The following is a 21,910-nucleotide window of genomic DNA, read 5'->3' on the forward strand; positions in this document are numbered from 1 at the left end:
CTTTCTTAGTATGATTGAGCTGATGAATAGTCCGGGCTGAAATGAGTGTCTTCAGTTGTCGGTGGATACTGCGGCACCGCTTCAGTCGTTGCGACTTCGGTGGTCGGCGTATACGGTTGCACCGGTTCAGTCGTTATGACTTCAGTGGTCGGCATCTCTGTTGCCGGTGCTTCGGTCTGAGGCACAGGTGCCTCAGTAGTCACTTTGTCATGTTTCGTTTTTTCAGGGCTGGTTCTAGTATTTCTGCTGACCTTCGCTTGATAGGCTTCATCAATCTTGCTGATTTTCATCGGTTCCAGTGGAATGAGGTCACCATACAGCTGGATGACTTTATAGCTCAGCAGGTCTTTGCGTGACTTGGCGGGCAGTCCCAGGTCCTGGCGCAGAAGGCTGGCTGTCTTCGCGACATTGGAGAAATCTGGGTTGAAATAATAAACGCCGTTGTACATATAGTCTGTCCCTTTTAGCTGCGCACGTTTGAACTTGACACTGTCTTTAGAATAGGTCGTGGCGAGGGATGTGATATCATTAAAAGATAAATTATGTTTGGCGTTATTGCCGACGATGTTGACCAGTTCATCTATCTTGTCGAGCGAATCTGTCTGCTTGGCCTTTTTAATGATCGCTTCAATCATCTCGGCCTGACGTTTACCGCGTCCGAGGTCCGTATCGACGTGGCGGCTGCGCACGAGTGCAAGCGCCTGGTCACCATTGATTTTCTGATAGCCTTTTTTGACTTTAATACGACCGATGTCATTCTTAGTCGGTTCATCTATATCAAATGGGACATTGAAGTTGATACCGCCGAGCTGATCGATGATATCGACAAAGGCCTGCATGTTGATACGCGCATAATAATCGACCGGCACATCGAAAAGGGTCTCAACTGCCTGCATGGAGGACTCAGGGCCGCCGTCTGCATGCGCGTGCGTGATTTTATCATAATAGCCGACCGATGGAATATAGCTTAATGTATCGCGCGGAATACTGACGAGACGGATCTGCTGTTTGTCCCGGTTGAATGTCCCTAAAATCATCGCATCTGTTCTTGCTTTATCAACCGACTGACCATCCCGGCGACGCGTCAGACTGTCATCAATACCGAGGAAGAGAATAGAGACATGGTTCATGGCTGGATTGACAGCACCGTCTCTTAATGAAGATTGGCTTGTATTATGGGTGTAAGATTTATCGACTGCATTTTTAGTCTGAAAATAGAGAAAAGCTGCGTACGTAGAAGGCGCTATAATCAGACACAGGCTAAGGAGAATCAGAAGTATTTTCATGGGTTTTTTCATTATTTGTCACCTATCTTCTTCTATTTAAACTACACAATTATACTCGATACCTATGAAGACGACAACTTTTTTATCCTATTACACCTGATAACCTTATGATTTGAAAAGGCTGCTGAAATAGGTTACCTTATCTGTGATTCACTATATCTTGATTCTTTAATCAGGATTGATTATAATTATAATGTTTATAATGGATATCAAGCGGCTGACAAACGCTGATATCACTACTAACTCTATTGAAGGCGGGATTATTTTGAAATTAACAACAGTAGGACTTGGCTATATCGGTTTACCGACCTCTATTATGTTCGCAAAGCATGGTGTAGACGTTGTCGGTGTTGACATCAATCAGAAAGCTGTTGATTCACTGAACAGCGGGAAAATTCATATCGAAGAGCCGGGCCTTCAAGAAGCATTTGAAGAAGTCATCGCAAGCGGTAAATTCAAGGCGACGACTCAACCTGAACCTGCTGACTGCTTTATCATTGCCGTACCAACCCCTAACAACGCAGATCAGTTCAAGTCATGTGACATTTCAATGGTCATGACAGCAGTTGAATCTGTGCTGCCACTTATCGAAAAAGGCAATGTCATCATTGTTGAATCAACGATTGCACCACGTACAATGGATGACTTCGTTAAGCCACTTGTGGAATCTAAAGGCTTCACTATCGGCGAAGATGTCTTCCTCGTGCACTGTCCTGAGCGTGTGTTACCTGGACAGATCATGCATGAACTGATTCACAACAACCGTATCATCGGTGGTGTGACTCAGAACTGTATCGAAGCAGGTAAGAAAGTCTACGGCACGTTCGTTCAAGGTGAAATGATTGAAACAGATGCGAAGACAGCTGAGATGAGTAAATTGATGGAAAACACCTACCGTGACGTCAACATCGCGCTTGCCAATGAACTGGCAAAAGTTTGTAACCAGCTGGATATCAATGCGCTTGATGTCATCGAGATGGCGAACAAACACCCACGTGTCAACTTACATCAGCCAGGCCCAGGTGTCGGCGGTCACTGTCTCGCGGTCGATCCTTACTTCATCATCGCTAAAGACCCGATCAACACAGATATCATCCAAGTCGGCCGTAAGATCAACAACCAGATGCCGCACTATGTGGTGAACAAAGCGAAAGAAATCTTAAAAGCAGTAGACGGCAAGAAACTGACTGTCTTCGGCCTGACGTACAAAGGGGACGTTGACGATATCCGTGAATCTCCGGCATTCGATATTTACGAGATGCTGAAAGATCTGGACTATGAGGTTGTGGCATACGACCCACACGTTGACCTGGATTTCGTTGAAAAAGATATTAAAGCAGCTGTAAAAGACAGCTCGCTCGTGCTGGTCTTAAGCGATCATTCAGAATTCAAACAGTTAACAGACGCTGACTTCGAAGGTATGAAAGATCAACTGATTTTCGATACGAAGAACGTCGTGAAATCAGACTTCGAAACGACGAAGTACTATAACTTCGGTAACCTTTACACTTTCAATCAATAATCAACAATATAAATTAGAGGTGAAACATTAGCGCCAAATGGATAATGCTTAAATAATCCTGGAGTTAATGTTTCACTTTTTTATAGGAGTGCCTATGAAAGACTTAATTCAATTATTCAAGGAACAGTTCTCACATCTTGAACTGATCTATAAACTTGCGATCTTTAATGTTAAAAGTGAATATTCAAACCATTATCTAGGAATCTTCTGGAACATTCTGCAGCCTGCCCTGCAGGTCGGTCTGTACTATCTTGTATTTGGACTCGGCCTGCGGAGTACACGTGCTGATATAGACGGCATTCCCTTTATCATTCATCTGATCAGCGGCTTATTTCCCTGGCTGTTCATCTCACAGTCCATCAATCGCGGCTCCAATGCGATTTTCTCGAAACTGAGCATCGTGACGAAGATGAAGTTCCCGTCAAGTACGCTCCTGTCCATCACGTTTGTCAACTCATTGATCAATCTGCTGATTACGACAGCGTTCCTATTTGTGGTCTCGCTGTATCATCATTATGTACCCGGCTGGCATTACTTGATTTTCATCTACTTCATTATCGCAAGCTATGCCTTTATTTTCGGACTGTCACTCATCATGAGTACACTCACTGTATTAGTGCGGGATACCCGTAATCTTCTGCAGAACTTTATCCGGATGTGCTTCTTCCTGACACCTGTTTTCTGGTCTATCGAGAACTCAACCCCTGTCATGAAGCATATAACAGGTCTTAATCCTTTCACTTATCTGGTCGGTGTCTATCGCAGTGCCTTCACGCATGCGGGCGGAGGCTTATACGGCGCATGGCATGACCATCTTTATTTCTGGGCGCTCAGTCTGCTGCTGCTTTTCATCGGGGCGAAGATCCACTTTAAGTTCAGAAACAGATTGGTCGATTATTTATAAATTATTATGAGGTGAACTATGAACACGGAATTTATTAATGATAATTTTCAGTTCGTTGAATATATTCTCGTCAATGAGCCAGCTGAAAATGAGATTTTTGTAGACAAGGAAATGACCGAGGCAATCGGCAGTGTGAAAGACTACAACAACAAAATCGTCAAAGTCGTTTCTCATGATTTCAATGAGGATCAGAAGATGGTGCTTGTGGAATATAAGAATGTGCTCGTCGGCTGGTTTGAACTTGTCTCTTCTATTCCGCTCTTTAATAAGAAGAACGAGAAAATTGAAGTGAAATATGAGGATTTCTATTCGCCGGAGCTCAACAGCCTGATCAACAAGAATGGCGACTACAACTTATATTTCCAGCGGTATCAGGTATTCAGCCGCTTCTTTGCCTATCATAACGGCCAGCTGCTGGAAGCAATCTTCAGAAAGAATACGTTTGTGGCCTTCGCGCCGTCAGAAGTCATCGACCGGATGGAAAATGTGGAGGTATATACACAGCTGAAGCATGATCAGACAGAACTCTATGCGACGTCTAAGATGGACGAGAAAATCCTCATGAACCAGCTGGACCGCGAAGAGGAAGTCTTTGTCCAGGCGGTCTTTCCGCGTCTGAAGCGGGCACGGATCAAGCAGGGTGCTGTCGCAGGCTGGGTGTCAACGGATGACCTGGTCGGCTTTGAGACAGTGACGCCGGCAGAACAGGACTTCAGTGAGCAGGCCATCATCGCTCAGCACAAAGACATGATCTATAGCAATGAACAAGCTACAGTCAAGAACATCATGATGAAACTGCTGAATGAAAATATTGCACTCGAGAAGAAACTGCTCAAGCAGAAAGAACTGACTAAAAATGTGACGAAACGTTACGCTAATCTGCGCAGTTCTAAACTGGGTAAGCTGCAGCTTGTGATCTGGGAACGACGTTCAAAGCGAGGTAGAAAATAATGGTGTTTAGTAGAGAACATAATTTTCAGGACAAAATTGTCAGACGAATCCTGAATCCTGATGAAGTGTCAGAAACGACAGAAGAACAAAGTGCGAAGAATGTAAGTGAGGCGACGCCCGTCAGCTTCGATGTGCTGGAAACAGAACGTAAGATAGAGCGTTACCAGCAGTATCAGGATGTGCTGTCCCGTGATTATCACCTGGCGTTATCCCTGCTCGGTAATATGAAGGAGAATGAATCCTTTGTTGATTTCCTGGAGAAATGGCAGCGGGAAGGGAAGACCGATTTCTTCAGCAAGCTGGAACCTTATCTGGCGACATTACCGGAATCTAACGGCAGCCGTGTCTTCAACAAGATCAACAAACGCGTCGGTATCATCTGTGATGAGTTCCTTTATAACAGTTATAAAGATGTGGTGGACCTTGTCTATATCCCGCATGACTATGAAGAGATCGATCTTAACTTTGATTTTGTGATTATCGCGACCGCCTGGACAGGTATCGACAAAAGCTGGTCCGGCCTTGCCTCATTGAACGGTGCGGTCAGACGTCACGCGATTGAGCTGATTGCGCTCCTCAGAGCGAAACAGATTCCTGTCATCTTCTATTCCAAAGAAGACCCGGTAAACTATGATGTCTTTAAAGATTTAGCGACACATTGTGATTATATCTATACGTCAGCCATCGAAATAGAAGATGCCTACCGTGAGTATACAGGCAATGACAAAGTCAGCACCCTGTCATTCGGTATCAACCCGCATTATCATAATCCGGTCGGTACACGGACGGACTTAAGCCGTCGCTACAAGGATGAAGTCATCTTTGCCGGCAGCTGGATGGTCCGCTACCCGCAGCGTAATAAAGAAGCGGCGCGTATCTTTGATGCCATCATCAAGAACGATACGGAACTGACCATCATTGACCGTAACCTGGAACTGCAGCGTTCCCGCTATTACTTCCCGCTGCGTTATATCCCGAATGTGACCGGACCGCTCAGTCACGAGAATCTGCAGAAGATCCACAAGATCTTCCGCTGGGCGATCAATGTCAACTCAGTGAAATATTCTGATACGATGTTCGCGAACCGTATCTATGAACTGCAGGCCTTCGGTAACCTGCTCCTGTCCAACTACTCAGTCGGCGTCAATAACAAGTTCCCGAATGTCTTTATCCTGAACCATCAGTCAGACTTCAGAACAATCTTCAACAATTTATCAGAGGATGACCTGAAGTCCATCCAGGCCAAAGGCATCCGGAGTGTCATGAGAAGTGAAACAACGTATCATCGTATGCTGCAGATCATGCACGACATCGGTATCGACTATACAGATACCTTTGAACATGCAATCTATGTCGTTGTCCCTGAGATCACAGCAAGCATCCAGCAGCAGTTTGACGCGCAAAGTTACGGCAATAAACACCTGATGACCGAACGTGACTTTAACGCAGCCGGTCTGACAGAAGGCTTCGTGACTTACTTCAAGGATCATTACTACTACGAAGAATATTATCTGGAAGATCTGTATAGTGCTTTCAAATATACAGACGTGGACTTTGTCACTAAGTCAGCGGATGAGTCAGAGCATCATAACTACACATCTAGCCAGTATGATGGCTTGACTTTATATGATATCAGCACGATGAAGCAGGCCGACCTGACAGGGTATGCACTGGACCGTGTTGAAGTGACGACACCACAGGCCCTCGCAGCTATCCCGGTCAATCGCAGCAAGAAGCTCAGCGTCATCATTCCGATTCATAATAACGGGACTTATCTTGAAGATAAGTGTATGGCGTCACTGAAACGTTCCAGCATGTATGATGAGATGGAGATCATCTTCGTCAATGACGGCAGTACAGACGAGCTGACGATTCAGATCATCAATCGTCTGCGCAGACAGAATCCATCCATCGTCTACTATGAATTTGACAGCGGCAGCGGCAGTGCGTCTCGCCCTCGGAATAAAGGGGCTGAACTGGCCTCAACAGATTTCATCACCTATCTGGATCCGGACAATGAAGCGATCGGGGACGGCTACAAGTATCTCTATGATAAGCTGCAGGACAACCCTGACCTTGATATGGTGGTCGGTAACATCCTGAAAGAAGATAACAAGAAACGCTCTGAGTTCAACTTCTATGTCACAGGGACGAAGTACAATAACGGTGAAGCACTGATCACGGATCCACATGACTTTATGGAACGCTGCGGCTTACGTGCACAGAGTATCCAGGCGCTGGTGGTCAAATCAGACATCATCAAGAAGAATAACCTGCGCATGGTTGAAGGTGCAGCCGGTCAGGATACGATGTTCTTCCAGGAACTCGTCCTGAACTCAAGACAGGTGCTGCTAGTGAAAGAGTATATCCATATGTACTACGCGGCAGTCTCCGGTTCTGTGACCAATACCATCTCCAAGAAGTTCTTTGACAAATACTATAAGCTCGAAACAGAACGTATTCCGTTCCTGCTGAAGAACAAGCTGATGGATACGTATATGGAAAAACGCTTCAACTTCTATGTCAAAGGCTGGTACATCGTCAGACTCGACCGTATCAACCCTGAGGAACGTGCTGAAGCCATTACCCGTTTCCTGGATATCTACAGTCTGTATGACGAGTTTGACCGCCCTGAAGATAAAGATTTAAATGATGTCATCAAGAGTCTGAAAGAAGAAGTCAATTATCATAAGTAGGTGAAAATATGCAGGTTGATCAACATTATTTTAGAGGATTTGTCTTAACTGAACAGCCCATCACTGGACAGGAGATCAAGACTTTAAAGATCGGTTCGTATGTTCTGTTACATTCCCCGGATTTGCCCGTGACGGAATATAAGGGCGAGCGTCATCTCATCCTTCTCGGCTACGCCGTGATGGAAGATATCTCACTTTCTACCCGCGATATCCTGAAGATGCTCGATACGAACCCGACTGATCAGCAGGCATTACTGAACCGCATGAACGGCCGCTATATTTTACTGGTAGAGGAGGACGACCTGAAAGTCTATCCGGATGCCACAACGCTGCGGCCGGTCTTCTATCATGAATCCCTGCCCATTGCGGCATCTCATAGCGGACTCGCTGCCTATGTCGCGAAGCACCACTACGAGGCAGCGGTCGCACAGTACGACGGCATGATCAATGGGTATCTCGATTTTTCACGTTACCACCATATTTATAAACTGAATCCGAACACGTACCTGTCACTGCACAACCAGCAGACCACACGTTTCTTTCCGTCAGAGGATTACGAGGTGATGGAGACGACAACGATTCTGCAGGACACCATCCGCCATTTTACGGCGATGCGGGACTGGCTGCGTACCCAGGACACTTATCTGACGATTACAGCGGGTATTGATTCAAGAGTATCACTTGCTGTGATGCATGATAAGACACTGCCGCTGCTGACTTACAACAGTACGGCGAAGTTATCGGCTTTTGCAGAACAGGCTTATGCGAACGATATCAGGATTGTCAGTGATATCATTTCAGATCTCGGTCTGAACCATACGTTATTGCAGATTGATGCCAATCAGTACATCAGTGACGAGACAATGGACTATGCGCGGCAGTTTGAGTCCTTTCACTCCTACAGCTTAAGTGAGAAGCTGGCAGCAAGCGACTTCAGAGGAAAAGTGCATATCAAATCCACTATCTTTGAGCTGGCCAAGCTGCCGGTCGTGCCCCGATATTATGTACCTGATGACTTTTCATTCAAGGAGGTCATCAAGCGGAAGAAGCCGGAAGCACTGACGATAGATGCTGATGAGATGATAGAATCCTATTTCCGGCGTGCTGATCTGACTGTCGCCAAAGCGCGCGGCCACTATCTGCCGGACCTCTACTATCAGGAGCAGCGGATGGGCAACTGGCACAGCAATATCACCCAGGAGACGGATAACAGTGTCGAAGTCTTTATTCTGCTGAATACACGGGAGATGCTGCGCCGGGTCACCAGCGCGAGTCTGTCTGACCGTAGACGGAAAGTGCTGCACCGCGAATGGATCAACCATTTCTGGCCGGTGCTGAACTTCTATCCCGTCAATGAACAGGAGAACCTCTATACCCTCTACAAAGAACAGCAGGGTTCAGTAGAGATTGAAGGGGACGACGTCATTATTGCCGGCGATCAGGTCGTGCCGAAGTTTCCGCTCAAGAAGACAGAGGTCACCTTCAACCTGCGCAATAAAGGCACAGAACCGTGTGCAGTCAATATCATGAGCCATTATAAGAATGCCGCTGCTGTCGGCACGCTCAGCCTGCAGATAGCTGATCAATGCTACCCTTATCAGGCGCTGACGACAGGTAAGTCACTGGTCGTTGAGCCGGATGGTGTGGTCAGCGTGACGATCAAGTACAATAAGCTTTACGACCGTGAGTCCTGGCAGAAAGCTGCCAGACTGACGATAAACTAAGAAGGTGAAATAAATGAAGAAAGTAACCATGTTTGTCTGGAATCATTTCACTAACGATGCGCGTGTCAACCGTGAGTGCACAGCGCTGTCAGAGAAATATGACGTCAACCTCATCGCCATCGATGACCCGAAGGACGCTTCCGTCAAACCCTATGAAGAAATCAATCCACATTTCCATGTGACACGTGTCAGACGCTATCCGCTTGTCATCACCTGTTACCAGCAGGACAAGAACCGCTTCCTGATCACAGTCGGTGCTGTATCGACCGTGATCAGTGCGGCATTTCTCTACATCAACTGGATGCTCCTGATCTACTTTGCGTCCGCCATGCTGATGGCCGCTATGATGATCAAGATCCGCAAGTTCCGGAAGAGCTTTGTCAACGGTGCGGTCATTCTGCGCATGATCAAGGAAGGCTACAGGCAGAACGCGGATATTTACCATTCGAACGATCTGAATACCCTGCCGCAGGGGATTGTCTGTTCGAAGCTGAGACTCAAACCGCGTAAACTGATCTACGATTCACATGAAGTGCAGTCATCACGTACAGGCTATGATCCGAAGAAAATCAAACGGATTGAACGCTTCCTGCTGAACTTCGTTGATGAGATGATGGTTGAAAATCATACACGCGCCCAGCATAACGAGGATATCTACGGTTTCTATCCGCGGACGCTCTATAATTACTCGGAGCTCTACAACATTGACGATAAACCGAAAGTCGATCTTCACGCCCGGCTCGGTCTGCCGCAGGATGAGAAGATCCTGCTGTATCAAGGTGGCCTGCAGCAGGGCCGGGGACTGGAACTGCTCATTGAAGCGATGCCGCAGATCACAGAGGGGACGCTCGTCTTCCTCGGTGCCGGTAAGCTGGAGAAGAAACTGAAGGAACTGGCCGCAGCAAGTCCGGCGAAGGACCGCATCAAGTTCATCCCGAAAGTGCACTTCAAAGAGCTGCCTTCCTATACAAGAGAAGCCTACCTCGGCTTCCAGGTGCTGCAGAATATCTGTTTCAACCATTATTCGGCATCGTCCAATAAGCTGTTCGAATATATCATGGCGCACGTACCTGTTGTCAGCTGCTCATTCCCTGAAGTGAAGAAAGTCGTAGAAGGCGAACAGGTCGGCCTGGCTGTCGATAGTCATTCCGCATCAGAAATTGCGGGCGCCGTCAATACGCTGCTCAAGGATCCGGCGCTCCGCAACAGGCTGTCAGAGAACTGCAAGACAGCGAAACTGAAATATAACTGGGACGTTGAACAGCAGAAGCTCTATGACACTTACACCGCTGTGGAAAATAAAGAAGTGGGCTGGCTGTCGACTGACCGGACGCGCTTCACGAAGGATGGTGAGGTTATTGTCTAAAGTCAAAGTGAGCCATGTCTCGAAAGTCTATGACCTGAATAACAGTAAGAAAGATAAACTCATCTCCCTTTTTACGTTCGGTAACTTCTATAAGGAGAAACCGTACTACGCGCTCCGGGATGTGTCGTTTGAAGTGGAGGCCGGGGATTCAGTCGGCATCATCGGGCTGAACGGCTCAGGTAAGTCAACCTTGTCGAATATCCTCGGGGAAGTGACGCAGGCCACATCGGGCACGATTGAGATAGAAGGACGAAGCTCACTCATCGCCATTTCAGCGGGTCTTAATAACGAGCTGACAGGCGTCGAGAACATCAAGATGAAATGTCTGATGCACGGCATGAGCGAGAAGGAAGTCAATGAGAAGTTCGATGATATCGTGGCGTTCAGTGAGCTGGACGAATTTATCTACCAGCCGATCAAGTCATACTCAAGCGGTATGCGGTCACGTCTCGGCTTCGCCATAGCGATTCATACAGAACCGGATGTGCTGATTGTTGATGAGGCGCTGTCGGTCGGTGATGAGACGTTCTCCAACAAATGTATCGCCAAGATGCGTGAGTTCCAGGAGAAAGGCGTGACGATTTTCTTCGTCTCGCATTCAACCTCACAGATCAAGAAGATGTGTAACAAGGCGCTCTGGCTGCAGTTCGGTGAGGTCACGGAATACGGTGATGTCAAGACGGTGACGGACAGCTACGCGAAATATATGCGTGTCTACAGACATAAGCCGAAAGAAGAGCAGCTGGCCTATAAGAAAGAGATGATCGCAAGACAGCAGGAACGCGGTGAGGCCTTCCTGAAAGATAAAGAGAAGAAGAGTCCGGTCGATTACCTCATCGGCTTTGCGCTGACCGGCCTGCTTGCAGCGGGCACCTATTTCCAGCTCTTCCACTAAAAAAGACTCCCATACATATGGGAGTCTTTTTATAATGGCATCTTCTTCTGGATGGTTTCATTGAGAATCTTCAGTGTATCCTCTTTACCGAGCGGGTTATGGCCCTGCTGCTTGTTGTGATACATCAAGTATTTGATGGAGCTCATGGCCATCTTGTATTTGCGGAGGTTCGCCACAAACGGCGTGAAGTGATTGTCAACATCAGATTTACATTCTAAGTTCTGCATATAGTAGATATTCGGCACGCCGTATTTCTTGAAGAAGGCGGTCGCAGATAGGCGTTCACCGTACTGTTTATTCGCTTCCACCTTATCATCGGTTCCAAGGAGCCGCTCCAGCATCTTCATCACTGCACTCTCGTGATAGCGGAGCACATAAGTCTGCGGGTTATTGACGAGGGCCATGCTGCCCGTATCCAGACTGGCAAGTAGCAGGGACATATAACCGCCGGCAGAAGAACCGAAATAGATCGTATGGGCACTGTCCAGGTTCAGCAGTGCTCTGAACTTCAGCGCGATGGCGGAATAATCCTGGAGATAATGACGGTCAGGTGTGCCGACCCCCCAGCCCAGTCTCAGGCCGTTATCGTGGAGTGAACGGTCATCCACAAAGAGACAGTTCGCCTGGATATCTTCAGACCAGGAATACCGGTTGAACGTCGGCAGCTGGCTTTTGGACGGGTCATAGGCACCGTTTGAGAAGATTACCAGTTCATCGTTGTCTGTCTTAAAGTGGGTTCTGAAATAGAAATCAAGTCCATCTTTCATCACCTGAATCGTTTCCACTGCATCAAACGTCAGGTCTTCAAGTGTCATCGTGTCATAGTGAAGAGTTTTCATCGTATAAATCCTTTCAGTCTTTTCTTTAATTTATCATCTTTCAGTGATTAGTCAAGAAATGACGTTAACCGCTTACATCATTCATTTAAACTGGAAAATCCTATGGTATAATGAAGCATCAACATTAAGGGGAATGCATATGAAAAAATCACTGTTATTAGCCGGGCTGCTCATGCTGGCCGGCTGCAGTCAGCAGGACAAGATAACAGCAGAACCGGCACCAAAGGAGACGGTAGAGACGACAACGGAAGCACCATCATCAGAAAAGCCGTCAACTGAAACTGCAGCATCCGATACGACCCGGATGAAGCACCTCGCCAGTCTGGCTGAAGGACCTATCACACCGAAGTCGGTGGTCGCGAACGGCCACGGTCAGCTGATTGCGAACAATATGATGTATCAGCATACCGTTACGCTTTATGATGCCAAATCCCGCAGGCTGACCCAGACACTCAGTGACAAGACGGATCTGTCTGCCATCGGTATCCATCAAGAAGTCAGCGGCGCACCTGTTGAAGCCGTGTGGACGAGAGACGGCAAGTATGCCTATGTGTCTCAGTACCAGCTGACAGGGCTCGGTGCTGAGGCGGAAGACGAATGTACAGCAGGCACGGGTATCCAGCCGTCAGCTGTCTATCGCTATTCCCTTGATAAGAAAGACTGGGATCAGGTCATTCAGGTCGGCCGGGTGCCGAAATATGTCGCACTGACCCCGGACAACAAGCAGCTGCTCGTCTCCAACTGGTGTGACAAGTCGCTGTCTGTCGTCGATACGAAGACCGCAAAGGAAAGAAAGAGAATCCCGCTGAACTCGATGCCCCGCGGTATCGTCACGCTGAAAGACAATCATACGGCCTACGTGACAGCGATGTACGCCGATGAAATCTACCGCGTCAACCTGACCACCGGTAAAAGTGAAGTCGCACTGAAGACAGGCAGCCGTCCGCGTCACCTGGTCATTGATGACCAGGAGCATATCTATCTCACCGTCGCCGGTGCCAATGAACTCATCAAGATGGACAGGAATGCGCGCATACTCGCGAGGACACAGACCGGGCAGGAACCGCGGTCGATGGCGCTAGCACAGGACAACAAATCCTTATATGTCGTCAACTACAACGAAGACACGGCATCCAAATTTGATGCAGCGACACTTAAGCCGCTGCAGAAAGTAAGGACCGGCCATATGCCGATCGGTATTACCTACGAACCGGTGACGCACACTGTCTGGGTGGCCAATTACAGCGGCTCACTGGATGTCTACAGCCAATAGAAGTATCCGTCCTGAAATGCTATAATAGACGGACTATACTAAAAGGTGAGAGAAATATGAAGATACTACTCGTAACACAGAACTTCTATCCGGAAATCGGCTCCGGCGCGAACCGCTTCAGAAATCTGTACAAGCATTTATCGGGACACCATCAGGTCGACGTGCTGACGACAGAGCCGAGCTATCCGAATGAGAGGATGTATCAGGACCAGAAGTTCTGGTACGATGAACAGATCAACCGGTCGGCTGACATCAAGCGCATCAAGATGCGGACATCCAAGCAGAGCAGATCCATGGCGATGCGTCTCCTCTATTACTTTGAGCTCGGGCTTAAAGTCAGACGGACCATCAGGAAGCAGCAGGCGGCCTATGATGTCCTCTATGTCACGACACCGAATATCTTTATGCCGTGGGCGGCGTTCTTCGGCCAGAGACATGAGACGAAAAGAGTGCTCGAGGTCCGGGACCTGTGGCCGGATTCACTGATCGGCATTGACAAGCTCAAGTCATTCAAGTTCATCTTCCCGGTCCTGAAATATCTCGAGAAGCGGATGTACCGCGTGTCAGACACGATCATCATCAACAACGAAGGCTTCAGGGCCCATATAGAGCAGCTGGCACCACAAGTCAAGCAGTATTACTTCCCGAATGCCTTCAATCAGGAGGAGCTTGCCTTCAGTGAGGTGACCGAGGACTTCAAGGTCATCTACACCGGCAATATCGGCTTCGCCCAGAGCTATGACCAGCTGATTGAAGTAGCAGAAGGCCTGGAAGAAAGAGGCATCTACTTCAATGCCGTCGTCTATGGGATGAATGCCCATAACTTCTTCAACTATATTCAGGATCATGACTTCAAATATGTGACCGCCTATCATGAGAAAAGCCGGCAGGAATGCCTCGAGATGATCCGCACACATAATATCCAGCTCTCCCTCTTAAAGGAGACAGATACCTTCCTGACGGTCCTGCCCGGTAAGATCATCGACGGCATCGGCTGCGGTGTACCGGTCGTCACGAACCTCGGCGGCTATGCCAATCAGCTGATCAACGACAACCAGGTCGGTTACGCGAAAGAACGTGCGACAACAACAGAGATACTCGATGCGATTGAACGGATTAAAAGTAACCATGCACTCGAACAGCAGATGCGGGAAAATGCACGGACGCTCGTACAGGAGGAGTTTCTGTGGGAGAAGAATATTAAGAAGCTGGAAGAAGTATTGAAACGATAAAAAAAGCGATCCGCCGAGTGCGGATCGCTTTTTTATTGATGACGTTTAATTAAATCCTCCATAAAGGGAAGCAGTTCATCTTTTAAATCTGACCGCATCGCATACTCCAGTGTCGTTGTTACAAATCCTAGTTTATCACCGACATCATAACGGTTGCCCTCGAAGTCATAAGCATAGACGCTTGTGGCTTCATTGACTTTCTGGATGGCGTCCGTCAGCTGGATTTCTCCGCCTGTGCCGATTTCCTGTGCATCCAGATAGTCGAAGATATCCGGTGTCAGGACGTATCTGCCCATGATGGCGAGCCGGGAATCTGTCGTGCCGAGTTTCGGTTTCTCGATCAGGCGGTCCACTTTGTACATGCGGCCTTCCTGTTCTGAACTCTCGATAATACCGTAACGCTCAGTATCCTCCCTGGTGACCGTTTTGGCGCCAATCACTGAAGTACCCGTCTGCTCGTAGACATCCATCAGCTGCTTGATGGCAGGGACCTCAGCGTCCACAATATCATCACCGAGCAGTACAGCGAACGGTTCATCACCGATAAACTGTTTAGCAGTCCAGATGGCATGGCCCAATCCGCGCGGTGATTTCTGTCTGACGTAGAAGATGTTCGCTAAATGCGTTGAATGTTCAACCTTCTCAAGCAGATCAGTCTTATTCTTCTCCTTCAAGTTCAGTTCGAGTTCCAGCTGAGAATCGAAATGGTCTTCAATGGCACGCTTATGTTTGCCGGTGACGATAATGATGTCTTCAATACCGGCAGCGACTGCTTCTTCGACAATGTACTGAATGGTCGGTGTATCGAGTATCGGCAGCATCTCCTTCGGCATCGCTTTAGTGGCAGGCAGAAAGCGCGAGCCGAGGCCTGCTGCAGGAATAATGGCTTTCGTAATTTTTTTCATAGTATACCTCACATTTTGGTTTTCTTAATCATAACAAACTTTAATGCTAAAAAAATATTTTATCCGAGAAATGTAAATGTTTTATTACAAGTTGCATATAAATATTATTTTCTATTGATAAAATTACTATCTTTAGCAATAATAAGATTATACATAAAAGAATAATATCTTTAAAGTTTATATCTTTTAGTTAACTAAAAAGAAAATTTTTGAAGGAAGAGGTCAAATATGGAAAATATTAGCGATTTAAGAGATGTGTTTAAAATATTGAGAAACCATTGGAAAGCGATCCTTGCGATAGTAGTGACGGCAATCTTATTGACAATGGCTGTCTCTATATATTTAATCAAACCCGTGTATCAAGCTGAGGCTCAAGTAATTATAAATCAAAAAAATAAAAATGATAGTGTTTATAATCCAAATGAAGTTCAAACAAATTTGCAATTAATTAATACATACTCCCAAATGATTAATTCAGGTATTGTAAGAGAAAAAGTTATTAATCAATTAAATTTAAAGATTTCTGAAGGTGAACTTCAACAAAATATAAATGTTATAAGTAGCGATACTTCTCAAATTATTAAGATTGTAGTTAATGCGAATTCTTCAGATGATGCTGCTAAAATAGCCAACAGTTTAGCTCATGTAGCTCAAACTGAAGTAGAAAGGGTAATGGGAGTAGATAATTTATCAATTTTTTCTGAAGCTAAATCAGATGAAAACATTAATCCTATTAAGCCTAAACCAATTTTATATTCTATAATTGCAGCATTTCTATCATTTTTTTTAGGGTTACTTTGGTTGCTTTTAAAAGAACTATATAATACAAAAATTGATTCCGAAGAAAAAGTGGAGACATATTTGAACTTACCAACTATAGGAAAAATAAGTAATATTTATAAATAGGAGATTGTTATGGAAGAAAAAAGACAAGCAATTAATTTACCTGTAATTGATGATCCAAAATCTATTATTTCAGAGCAATTTAAAACTCTAAGAACTAATATTCTTTTTACAGCATCTGATGAAAAAATGAAAAAAATTCTTGTTACTTCAACTGTACCTGGCGAAGGGAAAACAACAATTTCAAGTAATCTAGCGTTATCATTTGCAGTTTCAAATTATAAAACTCTTCTTATAGATTGTGATTTAAGAAAATCAAAAATCCATAAAATATTTGAATTGATGAATAATACAGGATTATCAAATGTTATAGCTGGTCAAACTACTTATGAAAATGCTATTAGGAAAAATATTTATAAAAATTTTGATATACTGACTGCTGGACCTACTCCGCCTAATCCGACTGAAATTCTATCTTCTCAAACTATGGAAAAATTACTAGAACGTTTAGAAGAAGATTATGAAATTATAATAATTGATGCACCTCCATTATTAGCAGTTGCAGATTCACAGATCCTTAGCAATTCAGTAGATGGGGCTGTATTAGTAGTTAATAGTTTGGCAAAAAATAGAAATGAGATTATTAAAGCTAAGAATATATTAGATAAAGGTAAATGCAAAATTTGTGGGGCTGTTCTAAATAAAATGAATAAAAATGTAGAAAATGAATACTATTATGGTAACTAAATAAAGGGAGAAATTTATGGATATTTTAATTACTGGAGGTTCCGGATTTATAGGTTCTCATGTATGTGAATATTTCTATGAAAAAAACACGAGGCTTTATGTTATAGATAATCTTTCTACCGGTTCTTTTGAAAATATTAAAAAATTTAAAAAAATTAACTTCTTACAAGGTGATATAACTGATAAGGAGTTTATGGAAGATATTTTTAAAAAATATCAATTTGATTATGTAATACATTTAGCCGCATTGGTAAGTGTAGCTGAATCTGTTCTGAAACCTGATGAATCTTTAAAAATTAATCTAGAAGCTACTTTAAATTTATTAATGCTTCTTAAAAAATACAATAAACAGCTTAAAAAATTTGTTTTTGCATCTTCAGCAGCTGTTTATGGAAATCTTGAAAAACTTCCAAAGAATACTAATGATCCAGTGTTACCTCAATCTCCTTATGCTGTGGATAAATATGCAGCTGAAAGACAGTGTATTAATTTCAGTGAGTTATTCGGTCTACCTACTACAGCATTAAGATTTTTTAATGTTTATGGTGAAAGGCAAAATGCAAATTCACCCTATTCTGGAGTTATTTCAATTATGGAAAATTGTTTTCGCAACAATAAACCCTTTACTTTTTATGGTGATGGTATGCAGACAAGAGACTTTGTTTATGTTAAAGATGTAGTGCAAGCTATAAATACTGTTCTATTTTCGGAAAAAGCCAATGGAAAAGTATTTAACGTTGGTACAGGTAAACAAATTAGTCTTCAAGAAATATACGATATATTTAAAGAGTTATCTCATAACGAAATTCAATATGAATATGCCCCAGAAAGAGTAGGTGATATAAAGTACTCTTATGCGGATATTGAAGATATTACAAAACTAGGATATAAGCCTCATTACGATGTTATAGAGGGTCTTCGTATTTATTATGAAAATAACAATTAATTATGGTTAAAAGGTGAAAATATGAAAATACTATATGGTATAACTAAGAGTGATATAGGTGGAGCTCAAACCCATTTAATCCAAATAATTAATCATTATTCGCTAAAACATGATGTTGCTGTTATGGTTGGAAGCCATGGTCCGTTGGTAGAGATGTTAGCTAAAAATGTTAAAGTTTTTATAATACCTTCTTTAATTGGATCCATTAATATTAAACAGGATATTAAAACAATTTATAAAATGAAAAAAATTATAAATGAATTTCAACCTGATTTAATACATTTGCATTCTTCAAAAGCAGGCACTTTAGGAAGGATAGCAGCAAAACTTTCGAAACGTAAGTCTCATAAAGTAATTTTTACTGCTCATGGATGGGCTTACACTGAGGGAGTTGACCGTAAAAAAAGAGTATTATATAAATTAATTGAGAAACAAATGTGTAAACTTAGTGATAGAATTATTTGTGTTTCTGACTATGATAAAGAACTGGCTATTCTTAATGGTTTCGAGTCATCAAAATTAGTGACAATTCATAATAGTGTGAGAGCTGATAGACCAAATATAACTAATAAAAATCGAAGTTTAAATGAAGTTAGATTTGTTATGGTTGCAAGGTTTAATCATCCTAAAAATCAAGAAGCGGTTATAAGAGCTCTAAATATTCTCCAAAAAAATACTAATAAAAAGTATAGCCTAACGTTCATTGGAGATGGAAATAAATTGTACGAGTGTAAAAAACTGGTAAATAAGTTGGATGTAAAAAATGTTGAATTTACTGGTGCAATAAAAAATGTAAATCATATTCTTAATCAATATGATGTCTTTATATTAATTAGTAAATACGAAGGATTACCTATAAGTATTATTGAAGCTATGGAAAAAGGATTAGCAGTTATAGCTAGTGATGTAGGAGGAATCTCAGAATTAATAGATAATCGCAATGGAATACTTATAGATAAAAATAATGATATAAATGCAATTTCTCAAGCTATGAGCAAGATGCTAAACCGAAAAATAATTGAGAATTTAGGTTTAAATTCTAAAAAGAAGTATATGGAACTGTTTAATGAAGAAATTATGTTTAAAAAGCTGGATCAAGTATATGGAATTTAAACATGTAACACAACGTAGTCATAACGATTTTCTATTTGTTCTTTTAGGTTTTGCGTTGCATCAATCGACAGTTATTAAAGGAATAAACTTTTCGTTTTCGGATTTTGTAGTTATATTAATAGTTTCACAAATTGTTTTTTTAAAACAAAGTTTTAAGCTAAAAAAAATAGAGTTATTTTTTATAATATCTTTAATAGTGTATCGGCTGATTATAACATTCTACTTTATAATATTTAAAAATGATTTTATATTTGATTTTAACGATATCATGTCGAACTTTTTTAAATTTGTAATAGTATGTTTTTATTTTCTCATAGCTAACGTTCTATTCTATAAACAGCAAGCATTGATTTCTCTAATTAAGAGTTTTGTTATAACAAGTAGTATAATAGGATTTTTATGTATATTAGCTAGTTTAATAAAAATAAGCTTTCTGAAACAAATATTGTTTTTCGATGAAATAAGAGCACAAGGATTAATGAATGATCCAAACTATTTTGCTCTACTACAATTATCTGCCTTAGTTTTATTGATGACATTATCCAAAGAAAGTCTAATAAAATATTTAACGGCTTTTGTATTGATTGGATCTATATTTACCTCAGGCTCTAAAACGGCTTTATTGATACTAATATTTATATCATTAGCATATTTAATTTTTAATATGTTTTCTTCTAAAAATGGAAAGTTTATTGTCTCAAGTTTAGTTACTATTTTGATTAGTATATTTAGTTTCACATACTTGTATATATATACAAGTATGTTTGAAAAAATACTAGCTATACCATCAATTAATAGAATGTTATCAGTTTTTGTAGAAAAATCTCAAGCATTAAATGAAGGGGGATCAACTAGAACTTTAGTCTGGGAAAATGGTATCGACATCATTATCTATTCTAAAACACTGGGAATTGGATTTGTAGAATTTACTAAAGTGGGTCAAATTTTAAATGGAATTTCATTAGTTTCGCATAATACTTATATTCAAATATTAAGTGAATGGGGTCTATTTTTTGGACTTATCTATTTTGGTTTTCTGATTTTTCTATTTTTAACCTCTATAAAAAGATATACATATAAAAACGGAGTAATATTTTATTTAATGCTTACTTTTTTACTATACTTTATATCTGTTTCTTTTATAAATTCTCGCTTTGTAGCTCTCTCTCTTGCAATTATATGGCTTATAAGTAATAAGAGTTTTATGAGGGATGGTGCTAGAGCGTGAAAGAAAAATCATTAAAAACAAATTTCATTTATCAAAATCTCTATCAATTAGTTAGAATTATGACTCCACTAATAACCATTCCGATCATTTCTGATTCATTTGGTCCTTCTGGGATAGGATTAATATCATATTCTAGTACAATAATGCAATATTTTTTGTTGTTTGTAACTTTAGGAGTACAGCTATATTACAATAGAATAATAGCTAATTCTAGAAATAGTGAAGAAAATTTAGCTAGAGATTTTTGGAGTATATTATATTCCAAAATAATATTTGGTATATTTGTGTTAATGGTTTATATCATAGTAATAATTGTTTTTATTAAAGAAAACCAAATTATTTATTACATACAAGGTATATATATTATAGGAGCGATGATTGATATATCATGGTTTTACGCTGGTTTGGAAGATTTTAAACTAACCAGTTTAAGTAATGTTTTAGCTTCTATAGGTGTTTTAATAGTAGTAATAGTATTTATTAATGATAGCTCAGACTTGCTAATATATGTATTTATAATAAATATTGTTACAGTCTGTAATCAGATTCCTTTATATATTAGGTTAAGAAGATATAATTTAAAAAATACATTTGATAAAGCATTAATTCTTCTCTACTTCAAAAACTCTTTTCAATATCTACTCCCTACAGGAAGTTTCTTATTTTGTAATATGATAACTATTACTCTTTTAAGAGTTTTTGCAGATTACTTTGAAGTTGGAATTATAAGTAACGGCTTTAATTTAGTTTCAATAATTGTAACATTAGTAACAACTATAGACTTAGTTCTTATTCCAAAGCTTTCAAGAGTTACATCCAATTATAATTATGATAAATTAATAAAATTTCTATTTAAAAATATAAATATCCAACTATTTTTAACTATACCTCTTGCTTTTGGTCTAACAGCTATAATGCCAATCTTTCATTTATGGTTTTTTGGTGAAAAGTTTAATGAACTTGTTAATATATCTCCTTACTTATCTATTTTAATAATTATTATTCCTCTCAATACATTAATAAGCAGACAGTTTATTTTAGTAACTAATCAAATGAGATACTACAACTTAACTATAATTTATAGTTGTTTAATAAATTTTATTTTAGGATTAATTTTTATACCACATCTTGGACTTATTGGTGCCTTAATTATAAGAATAATAGCAGAAATATATATAATGATTAGTAGATTTAAGAAAATAAGAAGTTTTTCACAATTTGAGTTTGATTTTAGTTCTATAATAAAAGCTACAATTTCTTCATTAATAATGTATATATCAGTAATATATATTAACTTTCCTATAGAAAATTTATTTATAGTTACTATATTCCAATTAATAGTAGGAGTGATAATATTTGTTATTACTTCATTATTATTAAAAAATAAATTATTTATTAACTTATTATCTTATCTAAACTAAAAATTTATAGGAGGCTTGA

The 21,910-nt window shown here is 41.5% G+C and carries 18 protein-coding genes; 15 read left to right on the plus strand and 3 right to left on the minus strand.

What is annotated here, in order from left to right; translation table 11 throughout:
* Positions 1–5: 5 nt before the first annotated feature.
* Positions 6–1,298 (minus strand): LCP family protein, encoded by a 1,293-nt coding sequence (locus QSV55_RS03965; RefSeq protein ID WP_289650787.1) that lies wholly within the window; start codon positions 1,296–1,298, stop codon positions 6–8.
* Between the two features lie 253 nt (positions 1,299–1,551).
* Between QSV55_RS03965 and QSV55_RS03970 the strand changes: the two genes are divergently transcribed.
* The 7 genes from QSV55_RS03970 to QSV55_RS04000 all read left to right on the plus strand — a co-directional run bounded on the left by QSV55_RS03970 (position 1,552) and on the right by QSV55_RS04000 (position 11,344).
* The gene (locus QSV55_RS03970; RefSeq protein WP_133451266.1) at positions 1,552–2,808 is read left to right on the plus strand and encodes a nucleotide sugar dehydrogenase; all 1,257 of its coding nucleotides are present in this window, start codon (positions 1,552–1,554) and stop codon (positions 2,806–2,808) included.
* 94 nt (positions 2,809–2,902) lie between these two features.
* The gene (locus QSV55_RS03975; RefSeq protein ID WP_289650788.1) at positions 2,903–3,712 is read left to right on the plus strand and encodes an ABC transporter permease; all 810 of its coding nucleotides are present in this window, start codon (positions 2,903–2,905) and stop codon (positions 3,710–3,712) included.
* An 18-nt stretch (positions 3,713–3,730) separates the two neighbouring features.
* Positions 3,731–4,663: a hypothetical protein gene (locus tag QSV55_RS03980; RefSeq protein ID WP_289650789.1), complete on the plus strand. Its 933-nt coding sequence runs from the start codon at positions 3,731–3,733 to the stop codon at positions 4,661–4,663.
* A complete protein-coding gene (locus tag QSV55_RS03985; RefSeq protein ID WP_289650790.1) occupies positions 4,663–7,359 on the plus strand; it encodes a glycosyltransferase in 2,697 nt (898 codons plus the stop codon). Before QSV55_RS03980 ends, QSV55_RS03985 begins: the two co-directional genes overlap by 1 nt.
* Before the next feature lie 8 nt (positions 7,360–7,367).
* A complete protein-coding gene (locus QSV55_RS03990; protein WP_289650791.1) occupies positions 7,368–9,083 on the plus strand; it encodes a hypothetical protein in 1,716 nt (571 codons plus the stop codon).
* Positions 9,084–9,096: 13 nt separating this feature from the next.
* The gene (locus QSV55_RS03995; protein WP_289650792.1) at positions 9,097–10,449 is read left to right on the plus strand and encodes a glycosyltransferase family 4 protein; all 1,353 of its coding nucleotides are present in this window, start codon (positions 9,097–9,099) and stop codon (positions 10,447–10,449) included.
* Positions 10,442–11,344, plus strand: a complete 903-nt coding sequence (locus tag QSV55_RS04000; protein ID WP_424960675.1) for an ABC transporter ATP-binding protein — start codon at positions 10,442–10,444, stop codon at positions 11,342–11,344. Before QSV55_RS03995 ends, QSV55_RS04000 begins: the two co-directional genes overlap by 8 nt.
* 29 nt (positions 11,345–11,373) lie before the next feature.
* Here QSV55_RS04000 and QSV55_RS04005 read toward each other — a convergent pair whose 3' ends face one another.
* Positions 11,374–12,183: a glycosyl transferase gene (locus QSV55_RS04005; RefSeq protein WP_289650793.1), complete on the minus strand. Its 810-nt coding sequence runs from the start codon at positions 12,181–12,183 to the stop codon at positions 11,374–11,376.
* A gap of 139 nt (positions 12,184–12,322) precedes the next feature.
* Between QSV55_RS04005 and QSV55_RS04010 the strand changes: the two genes are divergently transcribed.
* Both QSV55_RS04010 and QSV55_RS04015 read left to right on the plus strand, forming a co-directional pair.
* On the plus strand, positions 12,323–13,456 hold the full coding sequence (locus QSV55_RS04010; protein WP_289650794.1) for a YVTN family beta-propeller repeat protein: 1,134 nt from the start codon (positions 12,323–12,325) through the stop codon (positions 13,454–13,456).
* A gap of 56 nt (positions 13,457–13,512) precedes the next feature.
* A complete protein-coding gene (locus tag QSV55_RS04015; protein ID WP_289650795.1) occupies positions 13,513–14,688 on the plus strand; it encodes a glycosyltransferase family 4 protein in 1,176 nt (391 codons plus the stop codon).
* Between the two features lie 32 nt (positions 14,689–14,720).
* Here QSV55_RS04015 and galU read toward each other — a convergent pair whose 3' ends face one another.
* A complete protein-coding gene (gene galU, locus QSV55_RS04020; RefSeq protein ID WP_239035454.1) occupies positions 14,721–15,593 on the minus strand; it encodes a UTP--glucose-1-phosphate uridylyltransferase GalU in 873 nt (290 codons plus the stop codon).
* Positions 15,594–15,821: 228 nt separating this feature from the next.
* Between galU and QSV55_RS04025 the strand changes: the two genes are divergently transcribed.
* The 6 genes from QSV55_RS04025 to QSV55_RS04050 are packed head-to-tail and all read left to right on the plus strand — an operon-like array spanning position 15,822 to position 21,891.
* Positions 15,822–16,499, plus strand: a complete 678-nt coding sequence (locus tag QSV55_RS04025; protein ID WP_289650796.1) for a YveK family protein — start codon at positions 15,822–15,824, stop codon at positions 16,497–16,499.
* Positions 16,500–16,508: 9 nt separating this feature from the next.
* On the plus strand, positions 16,509–17,183 hold the full coding sequence (locus tag QSV55_RS04030) for a CpsD/CapB family tyrosine-protein kinase (protein WP_289650797.1): 675 nt from the start codon (positions 16,509–16,511) through the stop codon (positions 17,181–17,183).
* Positions 17,184–17,199: 16 nt separating this feature from the next.
* Positions 17,200–18,129 (plus strand): SDR family NAD(P)-dependent oxidoreductase, encoded by a 930-nt coding sequence (locus QSV55_RS04035; RefSeq protein ID WP_289650798.1) that lies wholly within the window; start codon positions 17,200–17,202, stop codon positions 18,127–18,129.
* Between the two features lie 21 nt (positions 18,130–18,150).
* Positions 18,151–19,242, plus strand: a complete 1,092-nt coding sequence (locus QSV55_RS04040) for a glycosyltransferase family 4 protein (protein ID WP_289650799.1) — start codon at positions 18,151–18,153, stop codon at positions 19,240–19,242.
* Positions 19,232–20,470 carry an O-antigen ligase family protein gene (locus tag QSV55_RS04045; RefSeq protein ID WP_289650800.1) on the plus strand — a complete coding sequence of 413 codons (1,239 nt, stop codon included), beginning with the start codon at positions 19,232–19,234 and terminating at the stop codon, positions 20,468–20,470. Before QSV55_RS04040 ends, QSV55_RS04045 begins: the two co-directional genes overlap by 11 nt.
* A complete protein-coding gene (locus QSV55_RS04050) occupies positions 20,467–21,891 on the plus strand; it encodes a lipopolysaccharide biosynthesis protein (RefSeq protein ID WP_289650801.1) in 1,425 nt (474 codons plus the stop codon). Before QSV55_RS04045 ends, QSV55_RS04050 begins: the two co-directional genes overlap by 4 nt.
* The last annotated feature ends 19 nt before the right edge of the window (positions 21,892–21,910 follow it).

The organism is Macrococcus bovicus (assembly GCF_030376725.1).
In the GTDB taxonomy this organism is placed as follows: Bacteria; Bacillota; Bacilli; order Staphylococcales; family Staphylococcaceae; genus Macrococcus; species Macrococcus bovicus.